This is a genomic window from Nocardioides sp. NPDC059952 (assembly GCF_042730435.1).
Taxonomy (GTDB): domain Bacteria; phylum Actinomycetota; class Actinomycetes; order Propionibacteriales; family Nocardioidaceae; genus Nocardioides.
In genome coordinates, this window is sequence record NZ_JBHWLY010000103.1 from 1 (window position 1) to 17,023 (window position 17,023).

At 68.7% G+C, this 17,023-nt stretch carries 15 protein-coding genes; 13 read left to right on the forward strand and 2 right to left on the reverse strand.

Annotated features, from left to right (window positions below; translation table 11 throughout):
* From ACFV9G_RS27955 to ACFV9G_RS27995, 9 genes are all read left to right on the forward strand, one after another.
* Positions 1 to 2,088 (forward strand): transglutaminase family protein (locus ACFV9G_RS27955; protein ID WP_378732383.1); only part of this gene is annotated, 2,088 nt, incomplete at its 5' end.
* On the forward strand, positions 2,085 to 4,553 hold the full coding sequence (locus ACFV9G_RS27960) for a circularly permuted type 2 ATP-grasp protein (protein WP_378732385.1): 2,469 nt from the start codon (positions 2,085 to 2,087) through the stop codon (positions 4,551 to 4,553). The genes ACFV9G_RS27955 and ACFV9G_RS27960, both read left to right, overlap by 4 nt.
* 15 nt (positions 4,554 to 4,568) lie before the next feature.
* Positions 4,569 to 5,252 carry a hypothetical protein gene (locus tag ACFV9G_RS27965; protein ID WP_378732387.1) on the forward strand — a complete coding sequence of 228 codons (684 nt, stop codon included), beginning with the start codon at positions 4,569 to 4,571 and terminating at the stop codon, positions 5,250 to 5,252.
* Between the two features lie 39 nt (positions 5,253 to 5,291).
* A complete protein-coding gene (locus ACFV9G_RS27970) occupies positions 5,292 to 6,212 on the forward strand; it encodes a transglutaminase N-terminal domain-containing protein (protein WP_378732389.1) in 921 nt (306 codons plus the stop codon).
* A gap of 16 nt (positions 6,213 to 6,228) precedes the next feature.
* The gene (locus ACFV9G_RS27975) at positions 6,229 to 6,714 is read left to right on the forward strand and encodes a hypothetical protein (protein ID WP_378732390.1); all 486 of its coding nucleotides are present in this window, start codon (positions 6,229 to 6,231) and stop codon (positions 6,712 to 6,714) included.
* A gap of 7 nt (positions 6,715 to 6,721) precedes the next feature.
* Entirely contained in the window at positions 6,722 to 7,723 is a 1,002-nt protein-coding gene (locus tag ACFV9G_RS27980; RefSeq protein ID WP_378732392.1) for a putative zinc-binding metallopeptidase, read from the forward strand.
* Between the two features lie 53 nt (positions 7,724 to 7,776).
* Complete coding sequence (locus ACFV9G_RS27985; protein WP_378732394.1) at positions 7,777 to 8,388, forward strand: CDP-alcohol phosphatidyltransferase family protein; 612 nt, start codon at positions 7,777 to 7,779, stop codon at positions 8,386 to 8,388.
* On the forward strand, positions 8,385 to 8,846 hold the full coding sequence (locus tag ACFV9G_RS27990) for a hypothetical protein (RefSeq protein WP_378732395.1): 462 nt from the start codon (positions 8,385 to 8,387) through the stop codon (positions 8,844 to 8,846). The genes ACFV9G_RS27985 and ACFV9G_RS27990 overlap by 4 nt, the downstream gene beginning before the upstream one ends.
* Positions 8,847 to 8,883: 37 nt before the next feature.
* Positions 8,884 to 9,858, forward strand: coding sequence for a glutathione S-transferase family protein (locus tag ACFV9G_RS27995; RefSeq protein WP_378732398.1), 975 nt, complete (start codon positions 8,884 to 8,886; stop codon positions 9,856 to 9,858).
* Between the two features lie 25 nt (positions 9,859 to 9,883).
* On the opposite strand, the gene ACFV9G_RS28000 is transcribed toward ACFV9G_RS27995, so the two are convergent.
* Both ACFV9G_RS28000 and ACFV9G_RS28005 read right to left on the reverse strand, forming a co-directional pair.
* Positions 9,884 to 10,933, reverse strand: coding sequence for a DUF2855 family protein (locus ACFV9G_RS28000; protein ID WP_378732400.1), 1,050 nt, complete (start codon positions 10,931 to 10,933; stop codon positions 9,884 to 9,886).
* A 154-nt stretch (positions 10,934 to 11,087) separates the two neighbouring features.
* Complete coding sequence (locus tag ACFV9G_RS28005) at positions 11,088 to 11,690, reverse strand: hypothetical protein (protein WP_378732402.1); 603 nt, start codon at positions 11,688 to 11,690, stop codon at positions 11,088 to 11,090.
* A 172-nt stretch (positions 11,691 to 11,862) separates the two neighbouring features.
* Here ACFV9G_RS28005 and pdhA point away from each other — a divergent pair, with 172 nt between their 5' ends.
* The 4 genes from pdhA to ACFV9G_RS28025 all read left to right on the forward strand — a co-directional run bounded on the left by pdhA (position 11,863) and on the right by ACFV9G_RS28025 (position 16,994).
* Positions 11,863 to 12,999 (forward strand): pyruvate dehydrogenase (acetyl-transferring) E1 component subunit alpha, encoded by a 1,137-nt coding sequence (pdhA, locus tag ACFV9G_RS28010; protein WP_378732404.1) that lies wholly within the window; start codon positions 11,863 to 11,865, stop codon positions 12,997 to 12,999.
* Positions 12,996 to 13,973 (forward strand): alpha-ketoacid dehydrogenase subunit beta, encoded by a 978-nt coding sequence (locus tag ACFV9G_RS28015; RefSeq protein WP_378732406.1) that lies wholly within the window; start codon positions 12,996 to 12,998, stop codon positions 13,971 to 13,973. Before pdhA ends, ACFV9G_RS28015 begins: the two co-directional genes overlap by 4 nt.
* Positions 13,967 to 15,277 carry a dihydrolipoamide acetyltransferase family protein gene (locus tag ACFV9G_RS28020; protein WP_378732408.1) on the forward strand — a complete coding sequence of 437 codons (1,311 nt, stop codon included), beginning with the start codon at positions 13,967 to 13,969 and terminating at the stop codon, positions 15,275 to 15,277. Before ACFV9G_RS28015 ends, ACFV9G_RS28020 begins: the two co-directional genes overlap by 7 nt.
* A gap of 115 nt (positions 15,278 to 15,392) precedes the next feature.
* Positions 15,393 to 16,994, forward strand: a complete 1,602-nt coding sequence (locus ACFV9G_RS28025; RefSeq protein WP_378732410.1) for a calcium-binding protein — start codon at positions 15,393 to 15,395, stop codon at positions 16,992 to 16,994.
* Positions 16,995 to 17,023 lie beyond the last annotated feature (29 nt).

Sequence of the window (17,023 nt, forward strand, 5' to 3'; positions counted from 1 at the left end):
GCCCACACCTCCCGGGTTGCTCTCGCCACGCCCCCGCCTCGCGCCACCGGGGGCCCTACCGCGGCCGCCGCGGGTCGAGCCCCGCCCGCTCGCGAGCGTGTCGAGACCAACACAGTCGCCGTAGCGCAACGAATCGCGGGGATCCTGGGGCTGCCGGAGGAGCAGGTGTTCGCGGCGTACGAGGATCCGCTGGCGAAGATCGCGCAAGAGGTGCGGCAGCCGGAGGGACCGAAGCCGGAGGACGCGGCGAACCGGGGCGACCTGAACGTCACCGAGCTCGACAAGGAGGTCACCGAGCCGGTCGGCTGGGTGATCCCGATCAACACCAACGACGGGGAGTGGACGAGCCCGCAGTGGCGGTTCCGGCGCGGACGGCTGGTGCTCGCGCCGGGGACGTCGGCGGTCGGGCTGCGGCTGCCGCTGGACTCGATCTCATGGCACGACCCGGAGTTCCAGGGCGAGCCGTCCTACCTGACCGCGGGCGAGCCGCTGGACCCCGAGATCCCGCAGGTGACCGTCACCGATCCCGACGAGGCGCCGACCACCGCGCTCGCGATCGAGGAGCGTGACGGGCTGGTCCACGTGTTCCTGCCGCCGACCGACCGGTTGGAGGACTACGCGACCCTGCTCCGGGTGATCGAACAGGCTGTCTCCGAAGCCGGCACCAGCGTCGTGCTCGAGGGCTACGGCCCGCCGCCCGACGCGCGTCTGGCCAGGCTGACGGTCACCCCGGATCCCGGCGTGATCGAGGTCAACGTCCAGCCGACGGCGAGCTGGGCGGAGCAGCGCGAGCTGATCACCACGCTCTACGAGCAGGCCAGACAGGTCCGCCTGTCGACGGAGAAGTTCGACCTCGACGGCCTCCACACCGGCACCGGCGGCGGCAACCACCTGACCCTGGGTGGCCGGACCCCGGAGCGCAGCCCGCTGCTCCGCCGCCCCGATCTGCTGGCCAGCCTGATCCGCTACTGGCAGCGCTACCCCTCCCTCTCCTACCTCTTCTCCGGCCGCTTCATCGGCCCGACCAGTCAGGCACCGAGGTTCGACGAGGGCCGTCCGGAGGCGGTCTACGAGATGGAGATCGCCCTCCAGGAGGTCGCCCGGATCACCCGCGAGCACCCCGAGCCCCGTCCGTGGCTGATCGACCGCGCGCTGCGCCACCTGCTCACCGACCTGACCGGCAACACCCACCGCGCCGAGTTCTGCATCGACAAGCTCTACTCCCCGGACTCGTCCCGAGGGCGTCTCGGCCTCCTCGAGCTCCGCGGCTTCGAGATGCCGCCGCACCCGCAGATGGCCCTCCTCCAGTCCCTCCTGGTCAGGAGCCTGGTCGCCTGGTTCTGGGAGGAGCCGTACGAGGAGCCTCTGATCCGCCACGGAAGCGCCCTCCACGAGGACTTCCTGCTCCCGCAGGGGTGCCTGCGCGACATCGAGGAGGTCGTGGCCGACCTGCGCCGCCACGGGATCCCGTTCGAGTCGCAGTGGCTGGCGGCGTACGCGGAGTTCCGGTTTCCGCGGATCGGGTTCGCGCGCGTGGCCCTGGACTCGACGACCAGTGTCGAGCTCGAGCTGCGGCAGGCGATCGAGCCGTGGAACGTGCTCGGTGAGGAGGCGACCGGCACCGGGACGGCTCGCTACGTCGACTCCTCGGTCGAGCGGGTCCAGATCTCGGCGAGAGGGATCGACCTCGACCGGCAGCTGGTGACGTGTCAGGGTGTTCCGGTGCCGCTGACCCCGACCTCCGTTCCGGATACCTTCTATGCCGGTGTCCGGTTCAAGGCATGGAGCCCGTGGTCGAGCCTGCACCCGAGCATCGACGTCCAGGCACCGCTCCACTTCGACGTCGTCGACATCGCCTCCGAGACCAGTCTCGGTGGCGCGACCTACCACGTCGTGCACCCGGGCGGCCGCAGCTACGACCACCCGCCGGTGAACGCCAACGAGGCCGAGGCACGGCGCGCGAGCAGGTTCGAGGCGCGCGGCCACACCTCCGGACGCCTGGACATCGCGGAGATGCGTGAGCGCGCGGCCCGGGCCACCACTCCTGACAACCCGCACACTCTCGATCTCCGACGGGCGGTGCGGTGACCGTCCTTCGCGAGTACGCCGACGCCCTCGGTCTCCTCGACGCGACCGACCAGCCCTACGACGAGGTCGTCGGGCCCGACGGCACCCTGCGCCCGGCCTGGAAGCCGATGGCCGAGACCGCCGTCTCGATCACGCCGGCCACGCTGAGCCGGATCGGCCACGACGTCGAGCGGTTCCTCGCCGACGACGGGGTCACCTACCTGCGCCCCGGCACCAAGCCCGAGCCCTGGCGGCTCGACCCGGTGCCGCTCGTCATCGACCCGGCCCAGTGGCGCATCCTCGAGGTCGGCCTGGCCCAGCGTGCCGAGCTGCTCAACGCGATCCTGGTCGACCTCTACGGCCCCCAGCGACTCCTGGCCGACGGGATCGTCCCGGCCGCGGTGATCTTCGGTCACCACGGCTTCCATCGCGTCGCCGCCCGGGCCAGCAACCACGACCCGCGACCGCTGGTGCTGGCCGCCACCGACCTCGGCCGCACGCCCGACGGCGAGTGGCGCGTCCTCGCCGACCGCACCCAGGCCCCCTCCGGGATCGGCTATGCGATGGAGAACCGCCGCGTGATCAGCCGGGTGCTCCCCGAGCTCCACCGCGACGCCGGGCTGCACCGGATGGAGCCCTACTTCGCCGCTCTCCGGTCCGCCCTCCTCGAGTCTGCACCCGGAGACCAGGCCGACCCCCGGGTCGTCGTCCTGTCCCCGGGCACCCACTCAGAAACCGCCTATGACCAGGCATTTCTCGCCTCGACCCTGGGTTTCCCGCTGGTCCAGGGTGCCGACCTGACCGTCCGCAGCGGCGAGGTCCTCATGCGCGGCCACGGCGACCGGCTCGAGCGGGTCGACGTCATCCTGCGTCGCGTCGACGCGACCTGGTCCGACCCCCTCGAGCTCCGCGGCGACAGCCAGCTCGGCGTGGCCGGCCTGATCGAGGCCGTACGCCGCGGCAACGTGCGGGTGGTCAACGGGTTCGGCGCCGGCGTACTCGAGAACCCGGGGCTCGCGCCCTACCTCCCCGCTGCCTGCGAGGCGCTGCTCGGCGAGCCGCTGCGGCTCGCGTCGCTCGGCACCTGGTGGTGCGGCGACCCGGCCCAGCGGGCGGAGGTCGAGCGGCGGCTGGACGCCGGGGACCTGGTGGTGCGCACGCTCGAAGGTGCCATCGTCACCGGCACCCCGGAGGAGCTCCGCACCAAGATCGCCACCGACCCCTACCGCTTCGTCGGCCAGGAGAGGATCACGCTCTCCCAGGCCCCGACCTGGGCGGAAGGGCGCGGCGCGGTCGGTCGGCCGCTGACGCTGCGTACGTTCTCGCTCCGCTACGGCTCGGCCTACCGCCCGCTGGTCGGCGGCCTGGCCTCGATCCGGGCCGACGAGACCGGGCTGCCGCCGTGCAGCAAGGACGTCTGGGTGCTCAAGGAGTCGCCGCAGGACGCCGACCAGGGCCTGGCCGACGTGCTGCCGATGACCCACACGCGCTCGGTCACGGTGCTCGTCCCGCGAGCGCTCGAGGACATGTACTGGTCGGGTCGCTACGCGGAGCGTGCCGAGGACCTCATCCGGCTCATCCTGGCCACGCACGTGCTCGCCGAAGACTTCAGGACCAGGCCGCGTACGTCCGGCGGCATCAGCCTCGAGGTGATGCTCAGCGCGCTCGACCGGCTGGGCGGGCACGGGCCGGCGGATGCCGATATCGACGCCGAGTTCCGGTCGATGCTGCTGGACGCCGACCGGCCGGGGTCGGCGGCGCAGTCGCTGGCCGGGATGCGGCAGGCCTTCAGCGGCGTACGCGACCAGCTCAGCCCCGACATGTGGCGGATCTTCTCCTCGACCGACCGAGCCGCCGAGGAGCTCCGGGTCAACCCGCACTCGCACCAGATCGCCGAGTCGGGCGCCGAGACGCTGCACGGCATCCTGGCGATGCAGGGGATCGTGGCGAGCATGATCCGCGACGAGGGCTACCACTCGATCCGGCTGGGCCGGTTCCTGGAGCGCGCCATGCAGATCTGCCAGCTCCTGCGCGCCACCACGACCGTCCGCCGCGGTCTCGAGGTCGATCGCGCGGTGCTCAACGCCGTCCTCGCCTCCGCCGAGTCCGCGGTCACCCACCGCCGCCGCTACCGGGGCTACGTACGCACCGGGGGAGTCCTCGACCTGCTGATCATGGACCGCGACAACCCGCGCTCGCTCGCCTTCTGTCTGAACGAGCTGCGGCTCCACCTCACCCAGCTGCCCGGCTCGACCGGCTCCTCCCGCCCGGAGCGGCTCCTCGACGACATCACCGACATGCTCGACCGCACCGAGGTCGCCGGCCTCGTCGCCATCGGCGGCGTCGGCCGCCCCAACCTGGAGTCGTTCCTCGACCAGGTCCACGCCCAGCTCGTCCGCCTCGCCGAGGCCATCAGCGACGTCCACTTCGCCACCGGCCCCGCCCCCCAGTCCCTCAACGCCCTCCCGGCGCAATCGCTCACTTGAGCATAGGTTGGTGGCATGGACAGGACGTCTGATCGCGAGCACGAGAAGATTTCCCCCGATCCGCCGCGGGGTCGCCGGGTCGTCTGGGTGGGGAAACGTCCTCCCGTCGAAGGTGGTCCGCTGGCGCTGCCAGGGGTTGTCGTGGATGACCTGCCAGACGGCTGGGCGTTCGTCTCGTGGCTCGACAAGGACGGCTGGTACTGCCCCGACGCGGTCTACGAGGTGAAGAACCTTCGAGTGGTCCCCGATGCGGAGTTCGAGGACTTGGTGCGCACCACCCGCGAGAGCCCTGGCTGGAATGGGATTCCGCATGATGAGGTCGGTGAGCCGGAACCTTCACCGTTTCACGTCGGTGACCTGGTCCGGTGGGTTGGTCCGGTGCTCGAGGATGACGCCTGGGACCCTTACTACGGTCCCTGGCGCCAGGGACAGGTCGTCCCCTGGCAACAGGGTCAGGCGGCGTACAACTATGCGACTGGACTGACCCGCCACCATCCGGGTCGGGTCGTTGAGCTCCGCGGTCTCTTCGGTGCACCGCGAGTGCGGTGGATCGACAAGGACGGCGAGCTTGATGGTCGAGGTTCCGTCAGCCACAGCGACCTGGAAGCGATCGACGAGACAGAAGCCCAGCGGCTCGCAACGCGACTCCGCCAGTCGGACTGGCCAGGATTCGTCGTGGTGCACGAGGAGTCCCTTTAAGCGCTTTCGCCCACTCGTGGCAGTGGGGGGCCGGATACGATGCCGCGGGTGAGATACCGGGTCAGCCATACGACGACGTACTCCTATGACGAGGATGTCACCAACTCGTTCGGCATCGCCCATGTCACCCCGCGGGAGCTGCCGCACCAGCATGTCGAGACCACTGACGTGGACATCACTCCGGCGCCCGCGGACCAGTCGAGCGACGTCGACTTCTACGGGAACACGGTGACGTACTTCCAGGTCCTCGAGCCGCATCAGCGGCTCGAGATCGCGGCGGTCTCCGAGGTCGAGGTCAGCACCCCGGTCTATGACGAGGCGAGCTTCGACCAGCCGTGGGAGCGGGCGCGGCCGCTGGTCGACCCGGGCCTGCCGGGCGCGTGGCGGGCGGCCGACCTGGCGGTGGCCTCGCCGCTCGTGGAGCACACCCGGGAGGCGTACGACTTCGGTGCCGTCTCTTTGACCGAGCAGCGCCCGCTCGTGGAGGCGGCGGAGGATCTGATGCATCGGATCCATGCCGGGTTCGACTACGACGACACCGCCACGACGGTCACCTCGACGATCCCGGAGATCTTCGAGGCGCAGGGAGGCGTCTGCCAGGATTTTGCTCACCTGATGTTGGCCTGTTTCCGAGCGCACGGGCTTGCGGCCCGCTATGTTTCCGGCTACCTCGCCACCACCCCTCCGCCGGGGAAGCCGCGGCTCGTCGGAGCCGATGCTTCCCATGCCTGGGTGGAGGTGTGGCTGCCCCACTACGGGGCAGACCTCAGCGGCGCGGGGACGGGCCAGTGGCTCGCCCTCGACCCGACCAACGACACCAGGGCCGACGATCGCTACGTGAGCGTCGCCTGGGGACGTGACTATGCCGATGTGCCTCCTGTGAAGGGGGTCATCTACACCGAAGCCACCACCTCGACCTTGACCGTCTCGGTCGATGTGGCCCCCGACCAGCAGGAGTGAAGTTACGGTGTTGCTCGTGGGACAGCCTCCGCAGCGGGCGAGCATCGTGACCCGCGGCAGCCGCTGGCGTCGCGGAGTACGCATCTCCGGACTGCTGGTGGTCGCCGCGGCTCTCGCCGCGCTCTCGCTCTGGTGGCTCGCGCGAGGCTCGGGTCCGGCCGAGGTCACCCGGGACTTCCTGGAGACGACCTCGGTCGCCACGCTCTACGAGCTCGCCTCCGAGGAGGGCGATGGGATCCTCGACGGTGGGGGCGCCAACGACATGGTGCGGGTCGCGGAGGGGAAGCGGACCTACTCCGACCCCAGCCCGCAGACGCTGACCAGGACCCTCGCGTTCCAGGAAGCCGTCGTCGAAGGTTCGCGCGCCATCGTCGGGGTGAGGGTCTCGTACGAAGCCGAGGACGGCAGCACCGTTCCGGATGACGGGTTGGTGGTCTGGCTGGCCAAGGTCGGCGACCACTGGCGCGTCGTCGACTGGAAGGTCGTGGCCGCCAGCGGATGATGGTGGCATGAGAGCGTTCACCTGTCGGGAGTGTGGCAACCGCCTCTACTTCGAGAACTCGGCGTGCGTCTCGTGTGGCACCCGGCTCGCCTACTCCCGCGAGGAGCGCGCGATCGTCCCGGTCTCACCCGAGGGCAGGTACGTCGACAGCGACGGCTACGTCTGGTGGGTCTGTGCGAACACGCTCGAGACGGGATGCACCTGGCTGGCCCGCATCGAGGGCGGGATCTGCTTCGCCTGCGAGCTGACCCGGACCCGGCCCAACGACGCCGCACCCGAGTTCGTCCAGCAGCAGTACTCCCTTGCTGAGCAGGCGAAACGTCACCTCGTGGTCGAGCTCGACACCCTCGGTCTGGAGATCCGGACCAAGGCCGAGGACCCTGACGAGGGGCTCACCTTCGACCTGCTGGCCAGCGACGGCGTCGCGTCCACCCCTGATGTGGTCATCGGTCACGACGGCGGCGTGATCACGATCGACCTGGCCGAGTCCGACGACGCCTACCGTGAGCACGTCCGGGCCACCCTCGACGAGCCCTACCGCACCCTGCTGGGCCACTTCCGGCACGAGGTCGGCCACTACTACGAGTGGCAGCTGGTCCGCGGGCCCGAGCTGATGGAGCGGTGCACCGAGGTCTTCGGCGACGAGTCGGTCTCCTACGAGGAGTCGCTGCAGCGTCACTACTCCGAAGGCCCGCCTGCCGGCTGGACCGAGAACTACATCTCGACCTACGCCACCATGCACCCCTTCGAGGACTTCGCCGAGACCTGGGCCCACTACCTGCACATCCGCGACACGCTCGGGTCCGCGGCGGCGTACGGGCTCGCCGACCCGGTGCCCGCCGAGATGCCGTTCCGGCAGGTCGTCACCGACATCTGGGTGCCGCTCTCGGCCGCGCTCAACGTGATCAACCGGTCGATGGGCCACGACGACCTGTACCCCTTCGTCATCCCGCCGGCGGTCCTGGACAAGCTCGACTTCGTGGCCTCGTTGGTGCGCGACGCGGGCTGAGCCGCGGGCCGATTCCGGCGGCCGATGCGTATCGGCACTCTATGCTCCGGACCATGACCGATACCGCCGTCGTCCCCGACGCCAAGGAGCGCGCCCGCCCCGAGTCGGAACGACTGTGGACGTCTGCAACCGTGATCACGTTCGTACGCACCATCGCGGCGGTCGTGCTGGCGGCGAGCGCCGCGTATCAGGAGAGCCTGAAGCTTCTGGTCATCGCGCTGGTCGTCTACTGGGTCGGGGACAGCCTCGATGGGGCGGTCGCCCGATGGCGTGATGAGGAGACGCGGATCGGCGGGGTGCTCGACATCTTCTCCGACCGTCTCTGCGCGGCGGCGTTCTACGTCGGGCTGGCGTTCCTGCAGCCGGACCTGTCGCCGGCGATCTTCGTCTACCTGGTGGAGTTCATGGTGATCGACTGCTTTCTCTCGATCTCCTACCTGGCCTGGCCGATCAAGAGCCCGAACTACTTCTATGTCATCGACCGGACGCTGTGGCGGTGGAACTGGTCCCACCCGGGCAAGGCGGTCAACTCGGGGCTCTTCGCGATCCTGCTGCTGGTCACCGGCTGGATGTGGGTGGGTCTGGTGATCGCCACGGCCCTGCTGGTCATGAAGTGCGTCTCGCTGGGACGGCTTCTCAGGATCGGCCTGCCCGTGCCTCGATGAGACTTCTGATCGGCACGCTCCTCTTCTGTCTCGGCTCGGCGCTCATCCCGGTGATGAACGCCGAGGGGTACCTCTCCGTCGTCGCCCAGAACTCTGACTGGTGGCCGGCGCTGCTCGGGTTCGTCGCCGGGCTCGGCCAGACCGGCGGCAAGGTGGTCTGGTACTACGCCGGCCGTGGATCCACCAACATCCCGTGGATCAGGAAGAAGCTCGAGTCGCCCAAGTGGCAGGACTCCTACGACCGTTGGTACGCGCGGACCTCAGGGCGCCCGGCTCTGGCCACCGCACTCCTGGCCACGTCGGGCCTCTCCGGCTTTCCGCCGCTCGCGGTGATGGCGGTGCTGTTCGGCGCCTTGCGGTTCAACCTGCCGATCTTCACGCTCACGGTGCTCATCTCCCGTGCGCTGCGGTTCTGGGTGATCCTGGAGGCCGCGGGCCTCGCCTGGAGATTCCTCTGAGCCGCTTCAGGATTCAACCACCACGTAGGGTGAGCCCATGCGGGAGAAGGCGACCTACGTCGAGCCAGGTAACGAGTTCAACCGGGACATGAACTACATCCCGGACCGGATCACGCGAGACGCGCGGACACCCGAGTTCGGGCCGAGTGAGGTGCCGTTGTGGCCGGTCGAGCCGGGACGCTACCGTCTCGTCGCGGCCGCCGCCTGCCCGTGGGCCAACCGGGCCATCATCGTCCGCAACCTGCTCGGGCTCCAGGACGTCATCTCCCTCGGCCTCGCCGGCCCCACGCACGACGCCCGGTCGTGGACCTTCGACCTCGACCCCGGCGGCGTCGACCCGGTGCTCGGCATCGAGCGGCTGCAGCAGGCCTACTTCAAGCGCTACCCCGACTATCCGCGCGGCATCACGGTGCCGGCGATCGTCGAGGAGGCCACCGGCAAGGTCGTCACCAACGACTTCCCGTGGATCACCCACGACTTCTTCCACGAGTGGACCGACTTCTTCGCCGACGACGCTCCCGACCTGTGGCCGCGCGCGCTCCGCGAGGAGATGGACGAGGTCGACAAGCGGGTCTTCACCGAGGTCAACAACGGGGTCTACCGGTGTGGCTTCGCCGGTTCCCAGGAGGCGTACGACGCGGCCTATGCCCGTCTTTTCGCTGCTCTCGACTGGCTCGAGGAGCGGCTCTCCGGGCAGCGCTACCTGGTCGGCGACCAGCTCACCGAGTCCGACATCCGGCTGTTCACGACGCTGGCCCGCTTCGACGCCGTCTACCACGGCCACTTCAAGTGCAACCGGCAGAAGCTCGTCGAGCTCCCCGCCCTGTGGGCCTACGCGCGCGACCTCTACCAGACCCCCGGGATCGGCGAGACCCTCGACTTCCCGCAGATCAAGCAGCACTACTACATCGTCCACACCGACCTGAACCCCACCCAGATCGTCCCCGCCGGCCCCGACCTCTCCGGTTGGGACGAGCCGCACGGGCGTGAGTCGCTCGGCTCAGACCACTAGTCGGTGCGTGGCCGTGTCGCGGTGATCAACCCGCGTTGGGGAGGAAGATGTGGCCGACGGCGGGGTCCGTCGATCCGTCGTGGAAGCCGGCGATGACGGCCGGGGCGTCCCCGAGGCCAGTGTGCTCGAGCAGCGTGATCGATGGCTGCTCCGTACCTCCCGCACGCTCGAGGAAGTCGCGCTCGTCGCGGCGATAGCGCTGCATGAACGCGCGCGACTGGCCTTCGGCCTTGTAGGCATCGAGCTGGAGGGCTGCGAAGAAGAAGACCGGAGCCGGTCCCACGAGGCTCTTGTCCTCCTCGGGGAAACCGTCGGCCTGAGTCGACCCGATGAGGCAGTCGAAGGCGAGCTGGTCACCGAAGTGCTCGTGAACTCGACGGCGCAGGTCACCGTCGCCCGACAGGTCGACGTAGACGGTCCGTTTGGTCCTGTCGATCGCCGTCAGATCGGCGTACTCATGTGCTGCGGCGTAGTGGCCGAGGCCCTTCACGAAGTCGATGTTGCGGGCCGAGGTGAGCGCGATCTTCTCGGCCGGCGAGTCGGCGAGGCAGTAGGCGGTGCCGTACGCCGTCTTGCTCGACGCGCTCGAGATCACGAACTGCTCGGCGTCGAAGAAGTCGCGATCACGGAGGTAGTCGGCGGCGGTGTAGGAGGTGATGAACAGAGCACGGAAGATGGCGGTGAGGCTGTCCAGGCGTGGATCGGAGTCCCGGGGTTCGAACTCGTAGAGGTTGTAGACCTGAGGCGTCCCGGTGCGGTGCTCGGCACCGTCGACGAAGCTGCGGGAGGTGACCGACGTCGGTCGCATCGTCAGATGGGTCGCGATGGGGAAGTAGCCGAAGACTCGCGTCCCCACCGGGAGGTCGGACGCCCTCGACTCGACGATCTCGGCGTGCCCCCACGCCGGCATGCAGCCGTACCCGGGCTGTTTCGCCGGGAACAGATTCCAGTAGCCCAGGGTGTCACCGTAGACCGCGTAGGTCATGTTGTTCGTCGTGAGAGCGATGCGTTCGATCCGCGCCGACACCTCACCCTCGGCGAGCGGCGGTCTCGGGACGTCTACCAGGTCGGCCACGCCAAGATCGCTCTTGAGCGACTCCACTCGGACACTTCGAGCCATCGGTTCCTCATCTCCTCGAGCTGGGCTCATCGGGTCCGATAGAAAGTACTAAGCGCTTGCTTAGTTGTCTACCGATGCCGGGAGTCGCTCGGCTGACGAAGATGTTCCTTCAGCCGGCGTAGTAGCCGCTGCGCTCTCGCTGCCTTGCAGCGCCGACCGCGCTGAAGTACGCCGAGGACGGCCGCAGCCACAGCAGGACCAGGATCGCGATCACCAGCAGCGGGTCGAGGACGGAGAGCACGACGTTGCCGGCCGACATCGGCATGGTCGCGCCGCCGAGCGCGGCGTTGCCGGCGATGTTGCCCACGCTCGACAGGCTGCCGGCCAACGAGAGCGCGCCGAGGACGGTGGCGACGATGCGGGCCCAGTTGCGGCCCTTCCCGTTCATGACCGCCATCCAGATCCACACGCCGAGCGAGATCACCGCGAGCACCGCTCCACCGATCTGGATGATCGGGACGAACACGTCCGCCATCTCCCGTGCCTCGAGGACCGACGGGTCGTACGTCGGCTGCTTCTCCATCTCCGTCACCAGCAGCGTCTTCATCTCGGTGGTGTCCATGGTGAGGAGGAAGACCATCGAGACGACGCTCAGCAGGCCGCCGATCCACATGCCGATCACGGCGTACGTCAGTGTCTTCGGCCGTTCGGCGGGAACCGTGGGCGGAGCGACGGCGGCGGGATAGGGCTGGTAGCCGTAGGGATCGGACATCTGTGCCTCCGTGGCCGAGTGTGGGGCCGTGACTCTAGCCACGAGCCGTCGTTCCGACCACCACAATTCCTCGCGGCCGAGTACCTTGGTGAGTGCCACGTGTCGCGGGTCACAAGTCCGTGCGCGGGCGCGTGCCAGCGGTGGCAACCCCACCCCGTGTGAAGGAAGTGTGATGACTGAATTTCTGGATCCGAGTCCCAGCCACACCGACATGGTGCAGCTGCTGAACCCCGAGGGAGAACGGGTCTCGCACCCGGACTTCGAGTTCTCACCCGACCGACCTGAGGACGAGGCCGTACGCGGCTTCTACCGCGACATGGTGCTGACCCGCCGCCTCGACGTCGAGGCCACCGCGCTGCAGCGCCACGGCGAGCTGGGCCTGTGGGCACAGCTGCTGGGCCAGGAGGCGGCGCAGATCGGTGCGGCCCGCGCGCTCGCACCCCAGGACTTCGTCTTCCCGACCTACCGCGAGCACGGTGTGGCCTGGTGCCGCGACGTCGACCCGATGCAGCTGCTAGGGCTCTTCCGGGGCACCGACCAGGGTGGCTGGGACCCCAACGAGCACAACTTCGGGCTCTACACGATCGTCATCGGCGCCCAGACACTGCACGCGACCGGCTACGCGATGGGCGTGCAGATGGACGGCCTCGTCGGCACCGGCGACCCTCTGCGGGACACGGCCGTTGTCGCCCACTTCGGTGATGGCGCCTCCTCGCAGGGCGACGTCAACGAGGCGATGGTCTTCGCCGCCTCCTACAACGCCCCGGTCGTCTTCTTCTGCCAGAACAACCAGTGGGCCATCTCCGAGCCGGTCGAGCAGATGGTCAAGGTGCCGCTCTACAAGCGCGCCCAGGGCTTCGGGTTTCCTGGGATCCGCGTGGACGGCAACGACGTGCTGGCGACGTACGAGGTGATGAAGTCGGCGCTCAAACGGGCCCGTGAGGGTGGTGGGCCGACGATGATCGAGGCCTACACCTACCGGATGGGTGCCCACACGACGACCGACGACCCGACCCGCTACCGGGTCTCCGACGAGGTCGAGGCGTGGAAGCTCAAGGATCCGATCGCCCGGGTCGAGGCCTATCTGCGCCGCGGTGGTGGCGCGTCGACCTCCTTCTTCGCCAAGGTGGAGGCGGAGGCCGAGGAGTTCGGTGAGCGCCTGCGCGCCGGGATCCACGCCCTGCCCGAGCCCGATCCCGTACGCCTCTTCGACAACGTCTACACCGAGCTGCCGCCGGAGCTGCAGGAGCAGCGTGACGGTTATGCGGCGTACCTCTCCTCCTTCGAGCCCGAGGGGGCCTCGCGATGACGAAGATGACGCTGGCGAAGGCGCTCAACGCGGGGCTCCGACGCGCGATGGAGGACGACGACAAGGTCGTCCTGATGGGCGAGGACATCGGCCGGCTCGGCGGTGTCTTCCGGATCACCGACGGGCTGCAGAAGGACTTCGGCGAGGCACGGGTCATCGACACCCCGCTGGCGGAGTCGGGGATCGTCGGGACGGCGGTCGGGCTCGCGCTGCGGGGCTACCGGCCGGTGGTGGAGATCCAGTTCGACGGGTTCGTCTACCCGGCCTACGACCAGATCGTGTCGCAGGTGGCGAAGTTCCACTATCGAAGTGGCGGGCGGGTCGCGATGCCGATGGTCATCCGGATCCCGTTCGGCGGCGGCATCGGGGCCGTCGAGCACCACAGCGAGTCGCCGGAGGCGCAGTTCGCGCACACCCCTGGTCTCAAGGTGGTGGCGTGCTCGGATCCGGTCGACGCCTACTGGATGATCCAGCAGGCGATCTCGCATCCGGATCCGGTGATCTTCCTGGAGCCGAAGCGGCTCTATCACTCGACCAAGGCCGAGGTCGACGTCGATGCCACGCCTGGTCCGCTGTTCGCGTCCCGGGTGACGCGGCCCGGCACCGACCTGACGATGCTGGCCTACGGACCGACGTTGAAGACCGCGCTGACCGCCGCGGAGGCGGCCGCGGGGGAAGGGAAGTCGGTCGAGGTGATCGACCTGCGGGCGCTCTCGCCGCTCGATATGGCGCCGGTCTATGAGTCGGTGCGGCGTACCGGCCGTGCCGTCGTCGTCCACGAGGCCCACGTCAACCTCGGCCTCGGCGCCGAGCTCGCCGCCCGGATCACCGAGACCTGCTTCCACTCGCTGGAGGCGCCGGTCCTGCGGGTCGGTGGCTTCGACACGCCCTACCCGCCGGCCCGAGCGGAGGAATTCTTCCTCCCCGACCTAGACCGGGTCCTCGATGCCGTCGACAGGAGCCTGGCATGGTGAACGAGTTCCGCCTTCCGGACGTGGGTGAAGGCCTCACCGAGGCCGAGATCGTCGAGTGGCACGTCGCTGTCGGCGACGTCATCAAGGTCAACGACCCCGTCTGCGACATCGAGACCGCCAAGTCCGTCGTCGAGCTCCCCTCGCCCTATGCCGGAGTCGTGCAGGAGCTGCTCGTCGAGGTCGGCGCCGAGGTCCAGGTCGGCACCCCGATCATCCGCATCGGCGACTCCCTCGCCGAGACGTCAGCCCCGTCGCCCGAGACGTCGGCCCCGTCGCCCGAGACGTCAGTCCCGTCGCCCGAGACGTCAGCCCCTGAGTCGGAGGAGCACGAGAAGCCGCTGACGCTGGTCGGCTACGGCTCCAAGGAAGACGCAGTCGTACGCCGCACCCGCACCGTCTCCGCCCCGGCCGCCGCCGCGGGCACCGGTGTGCTGGCCAAGCCGACTGCCCGAAAAGCCGCCCGGGACCGCGGGATAGATCTATCCGGCGTCACGCCCGCTCGGGAAGACGGCGTGATCACGACCGCGGATCTCGACTCTGTTGGTTTCGACACGGGTTCCTTCGTACCTCAGGAGCCCGGCTCAACCAGCGGGGGCGGTGAGCGTCGCGAGCCGATCAAGGGTCTGCGCAAGCAGATGGGCCAGGCGATGGTCGACTCCGCGTTCACGCTGCCGCACGTGACCATCTGGACGACGATCGACGTGACCCGTACGTCCGAGCTGGTCGCCGGCCTCAAGGCCAACCGCGACTTCGCCGAAGTCCGCGTCAGCCCCCTGCTGGTCGTGGCCAAGGCGACGCTGCTGGCGATGCGACGTACCCCGATCATCAACTCCTGGTGGGACGAGGCCGCCCAGGAGATCGTGTTCAAGGAGTACGTCAACCTCGGCATCGCCGCCGCGACCCCGCGAGGTCTGCAGGTGCCGAACGTCAAGGGCGCCGACCGGATGTCCCTGGTCGAGCTGGGCGCCGCGATCAACGAGCTGACCGCGACCGCCCGCACCGGCAAGACCCCTCCCGCCGACCAGGCCGGTGGGACGTTCACGATCACCAACATCGGTCCGTTCGGCATCGACGGCGGCGCCCCGATCATCAACCCGGGCGAGTCCGCGATCCTCTCCGTCGGCGCGATCAAGCGCCAGCCCTGGGTGGTCGGCGAAGGTGACGACGAGCGCATCGAGCCGCGCGACGTCTGCACCCTCGCGCTCAGCTTCGACCACCGCCACATCGACGGCGAGGCCGGCTCCCGCTTCCTCGCCGACGTGGCCAGGATCGTCGGCGACCCGAGCGCGGCCCTGTTGTTCTGATCCACGTTCGACAATCGCCCCACAGAACACCAATTCGCTACCCGACCGGGTATCGGATCTGGCACCATCCTCAGGCCCGCGCTGACGCGGGCCTGAGGATCTTCTGGAGGCAGGAATGGTGCTCCTGACGGGGCGCACGCTGCTTGCCGGGATCGTCGCGATGGCCGCCTCGGCGACCGTACTCGTGGCGAGTCCCGCGAGCGCGGCGACAACATCCACCGGCGTACGCTGCACGATCGTCGGCACATCTGGCGGTGACGTCCTGAAGGGCACGTCTCGCCGCGACGTCATCTGCGGCCGGGGTGGCGGCGACATCATCTACGCCAAGGGTGGCGACGATCTCGTCGACGCCGGATCGGGCGGGGATCACGTCTACGCCGGCTACGGCGCCGACCGGGTGCTCGGCGGGAGCGGCGAGGACTGGATCCATGGTGATGGCGGTCCGGACAGTCTCAACGGCGGCACCGGACAGGACAACATCTGGGGCGAGGACGGCGGTGACGTCATCTCTGGTGGCGACCACTTCGACGTGATCTCCGGCGGGGCAGGGGCGGACCGCATCTACGGGGGCGCCGGCGGGGACAGCATCAACGGCGGGACGAGCGGAGACGCGATCTCCGGAGGCACAGGATCCGACTCCATCAGCGGCGCAGACGGCAACGACTCGGTCTCCGGCGGAGACGGCAACGACCGGATTGCCGGCAACGACGGCGACGACCAGCTCCATGGGAACAACCACCTGGACACCGTCAGCGGTGGGGCGGGTCAGGACCGGCTCTGGGGCGACAGTGGTGACGACACCCTCAACGGTGGCGACGGCAACGACAAGCTGACCGGTGGGACCGGAGTGGACGACGTCCACGGCAATGCCGGCACCAACACCTGCTACTACGACGTCTACGACATCTTGAGCGGCTGTGGCTACGACAAGGCTCCGCCGAGCATCGCGTCCGTCACAGCGTCTCCGTCGACCGTCGACACCACTTCAGCGGACGCGAAGGTGAAGGTGCGAGTGCACGCGACGGACGACCTCAGTGGCGTCAAACGGATCCAGGGCCATTTCGTGGCCTCTTCCGTCAACGGCTCCATCTACATGGCCACCATGTCCCTCGTGTCCGGTGGCACCCGAGACGGATGGTGGGAGTACACCCTCACCGTTCCGCGGTGGACGCCAGCCGGGCCGATGGAACTGCAGTTGTGGGTCATGGATCGTCATGGGCGCGAGGTCGGGCTCACTCGCGACATCCTGACCGTCACGAACACGGATCCTGACTCCGATGTACCCACGGTGAGCATCTCAGCGCTCACGCCGACGAGCATCGATGTCAGGACGGCGTCAAAGAAGGTCAAGGTGTCGGCCCGGGTCCGTGATGCCAAGTCCGGAGTGGATAGGGTCGGTATCTGCCTTACGCGACCGGGAACCTCCGCGCCTTCGGACCCTTTCTACATCAGCGTTGCCTGTGAAGAGTCGGTCACGCGTACGTCCGGGACGGTTCGAGACGGAGTCTGGACCACGTACCTCACGATTCCGAAGGGATCGGTCGGTGGTGTCTACAACGTCGATGTCTACGTCGAGGACCGCATTGGCAACGTTGCCGATTGGATGGGCCCGGAGGCGTACAAGCAGTTCGTGAACAGCGGCGGGAGTTGGCCCGTCGAGGTGTACGAGCTCGACGCTGCGATGAGCCGACTCCGGGTGCAGGGCACCGCCGGGTAGTACGAACCTGCCGAGGCGTCAGCAACGCC

Coding starts and splice junctions, on each gene's coding strand:
- ACFV9G_RS27965 (WP_378732387.1), top strand. CDS start 4,569: ATGGACAGGACGTCTGATCGCGAGCACGAGAAGATTTCCCCCGATCCG.
- ACFV9G_RS27970 (WP_378732389.1), top strand. CDS start 5,292: ATGCCGCGGGTGAGATACCGGGTCAGCCATACGACGACGTACTCCTAT.
- ACFV9G_RS27980 (WP_378732392.1), top strand. CDS start 6,722: ATGAGAGCGTTCACCTGTCGGGAGTGTGGCAACCGCCTCTACTTCGAG.
- ACFV9G_RS27985 (WP_378732394.1), top strand. CDS start 7,777: ATGACCGATACCGCCGTCGTCCCCGACGCCAAGGAGCGCGCCCGCCCC.
- ACFV9G_RS27990 (WP_378732395.1), top strand. CDS start 8,385: ATGAGACTTCTGATCGGCACGCTCCTCTTCTGTCTCGGCTCGGCGCTC.
- ACFV9G_RS27995 (WP_378732398.1), top strand. CDS start 8,884: ATGCGGGAGAAGGCGACCTACGTCGAGCCAGGTAACGAGTTCAACCGG.
- ACFV9G_RS28005 (WP_378732402.1), bottom strand. CDS start 11,690: ATGTCCGATCCCTACGGCTACCAGCCCTATCCCGCCGCCGTCGCTCCG.
- pdhA (WP_378732404.1), top strand. CDS start 11,863: ATGACTGAATTTCTGGATCCGAGTCCCAGCCACACCGACATGGTGCAG.
- ACFV9G_RS28015 (WP_378732406.1), top strand. CDS start 12,996: ATGACGAAGATGACGCTGGCGAAGGCGCTCAACGCGGGGCTCCGACGC.
- ACFV9G_RS28020 (WP_378732408.1), top strand. CDS start 13,967: ATGGTGAACGAGTTCCGCCTTCCGGACGTGGGTGAAGGCCTCACCGAG.
- ACFV9G_RS28025 (WP_378732410.1), top strand. CDS start 15,393: ATGGTGCTCCTGACGGGGCGCACGCTGCTTGCCGGGATCGTCGCGATG.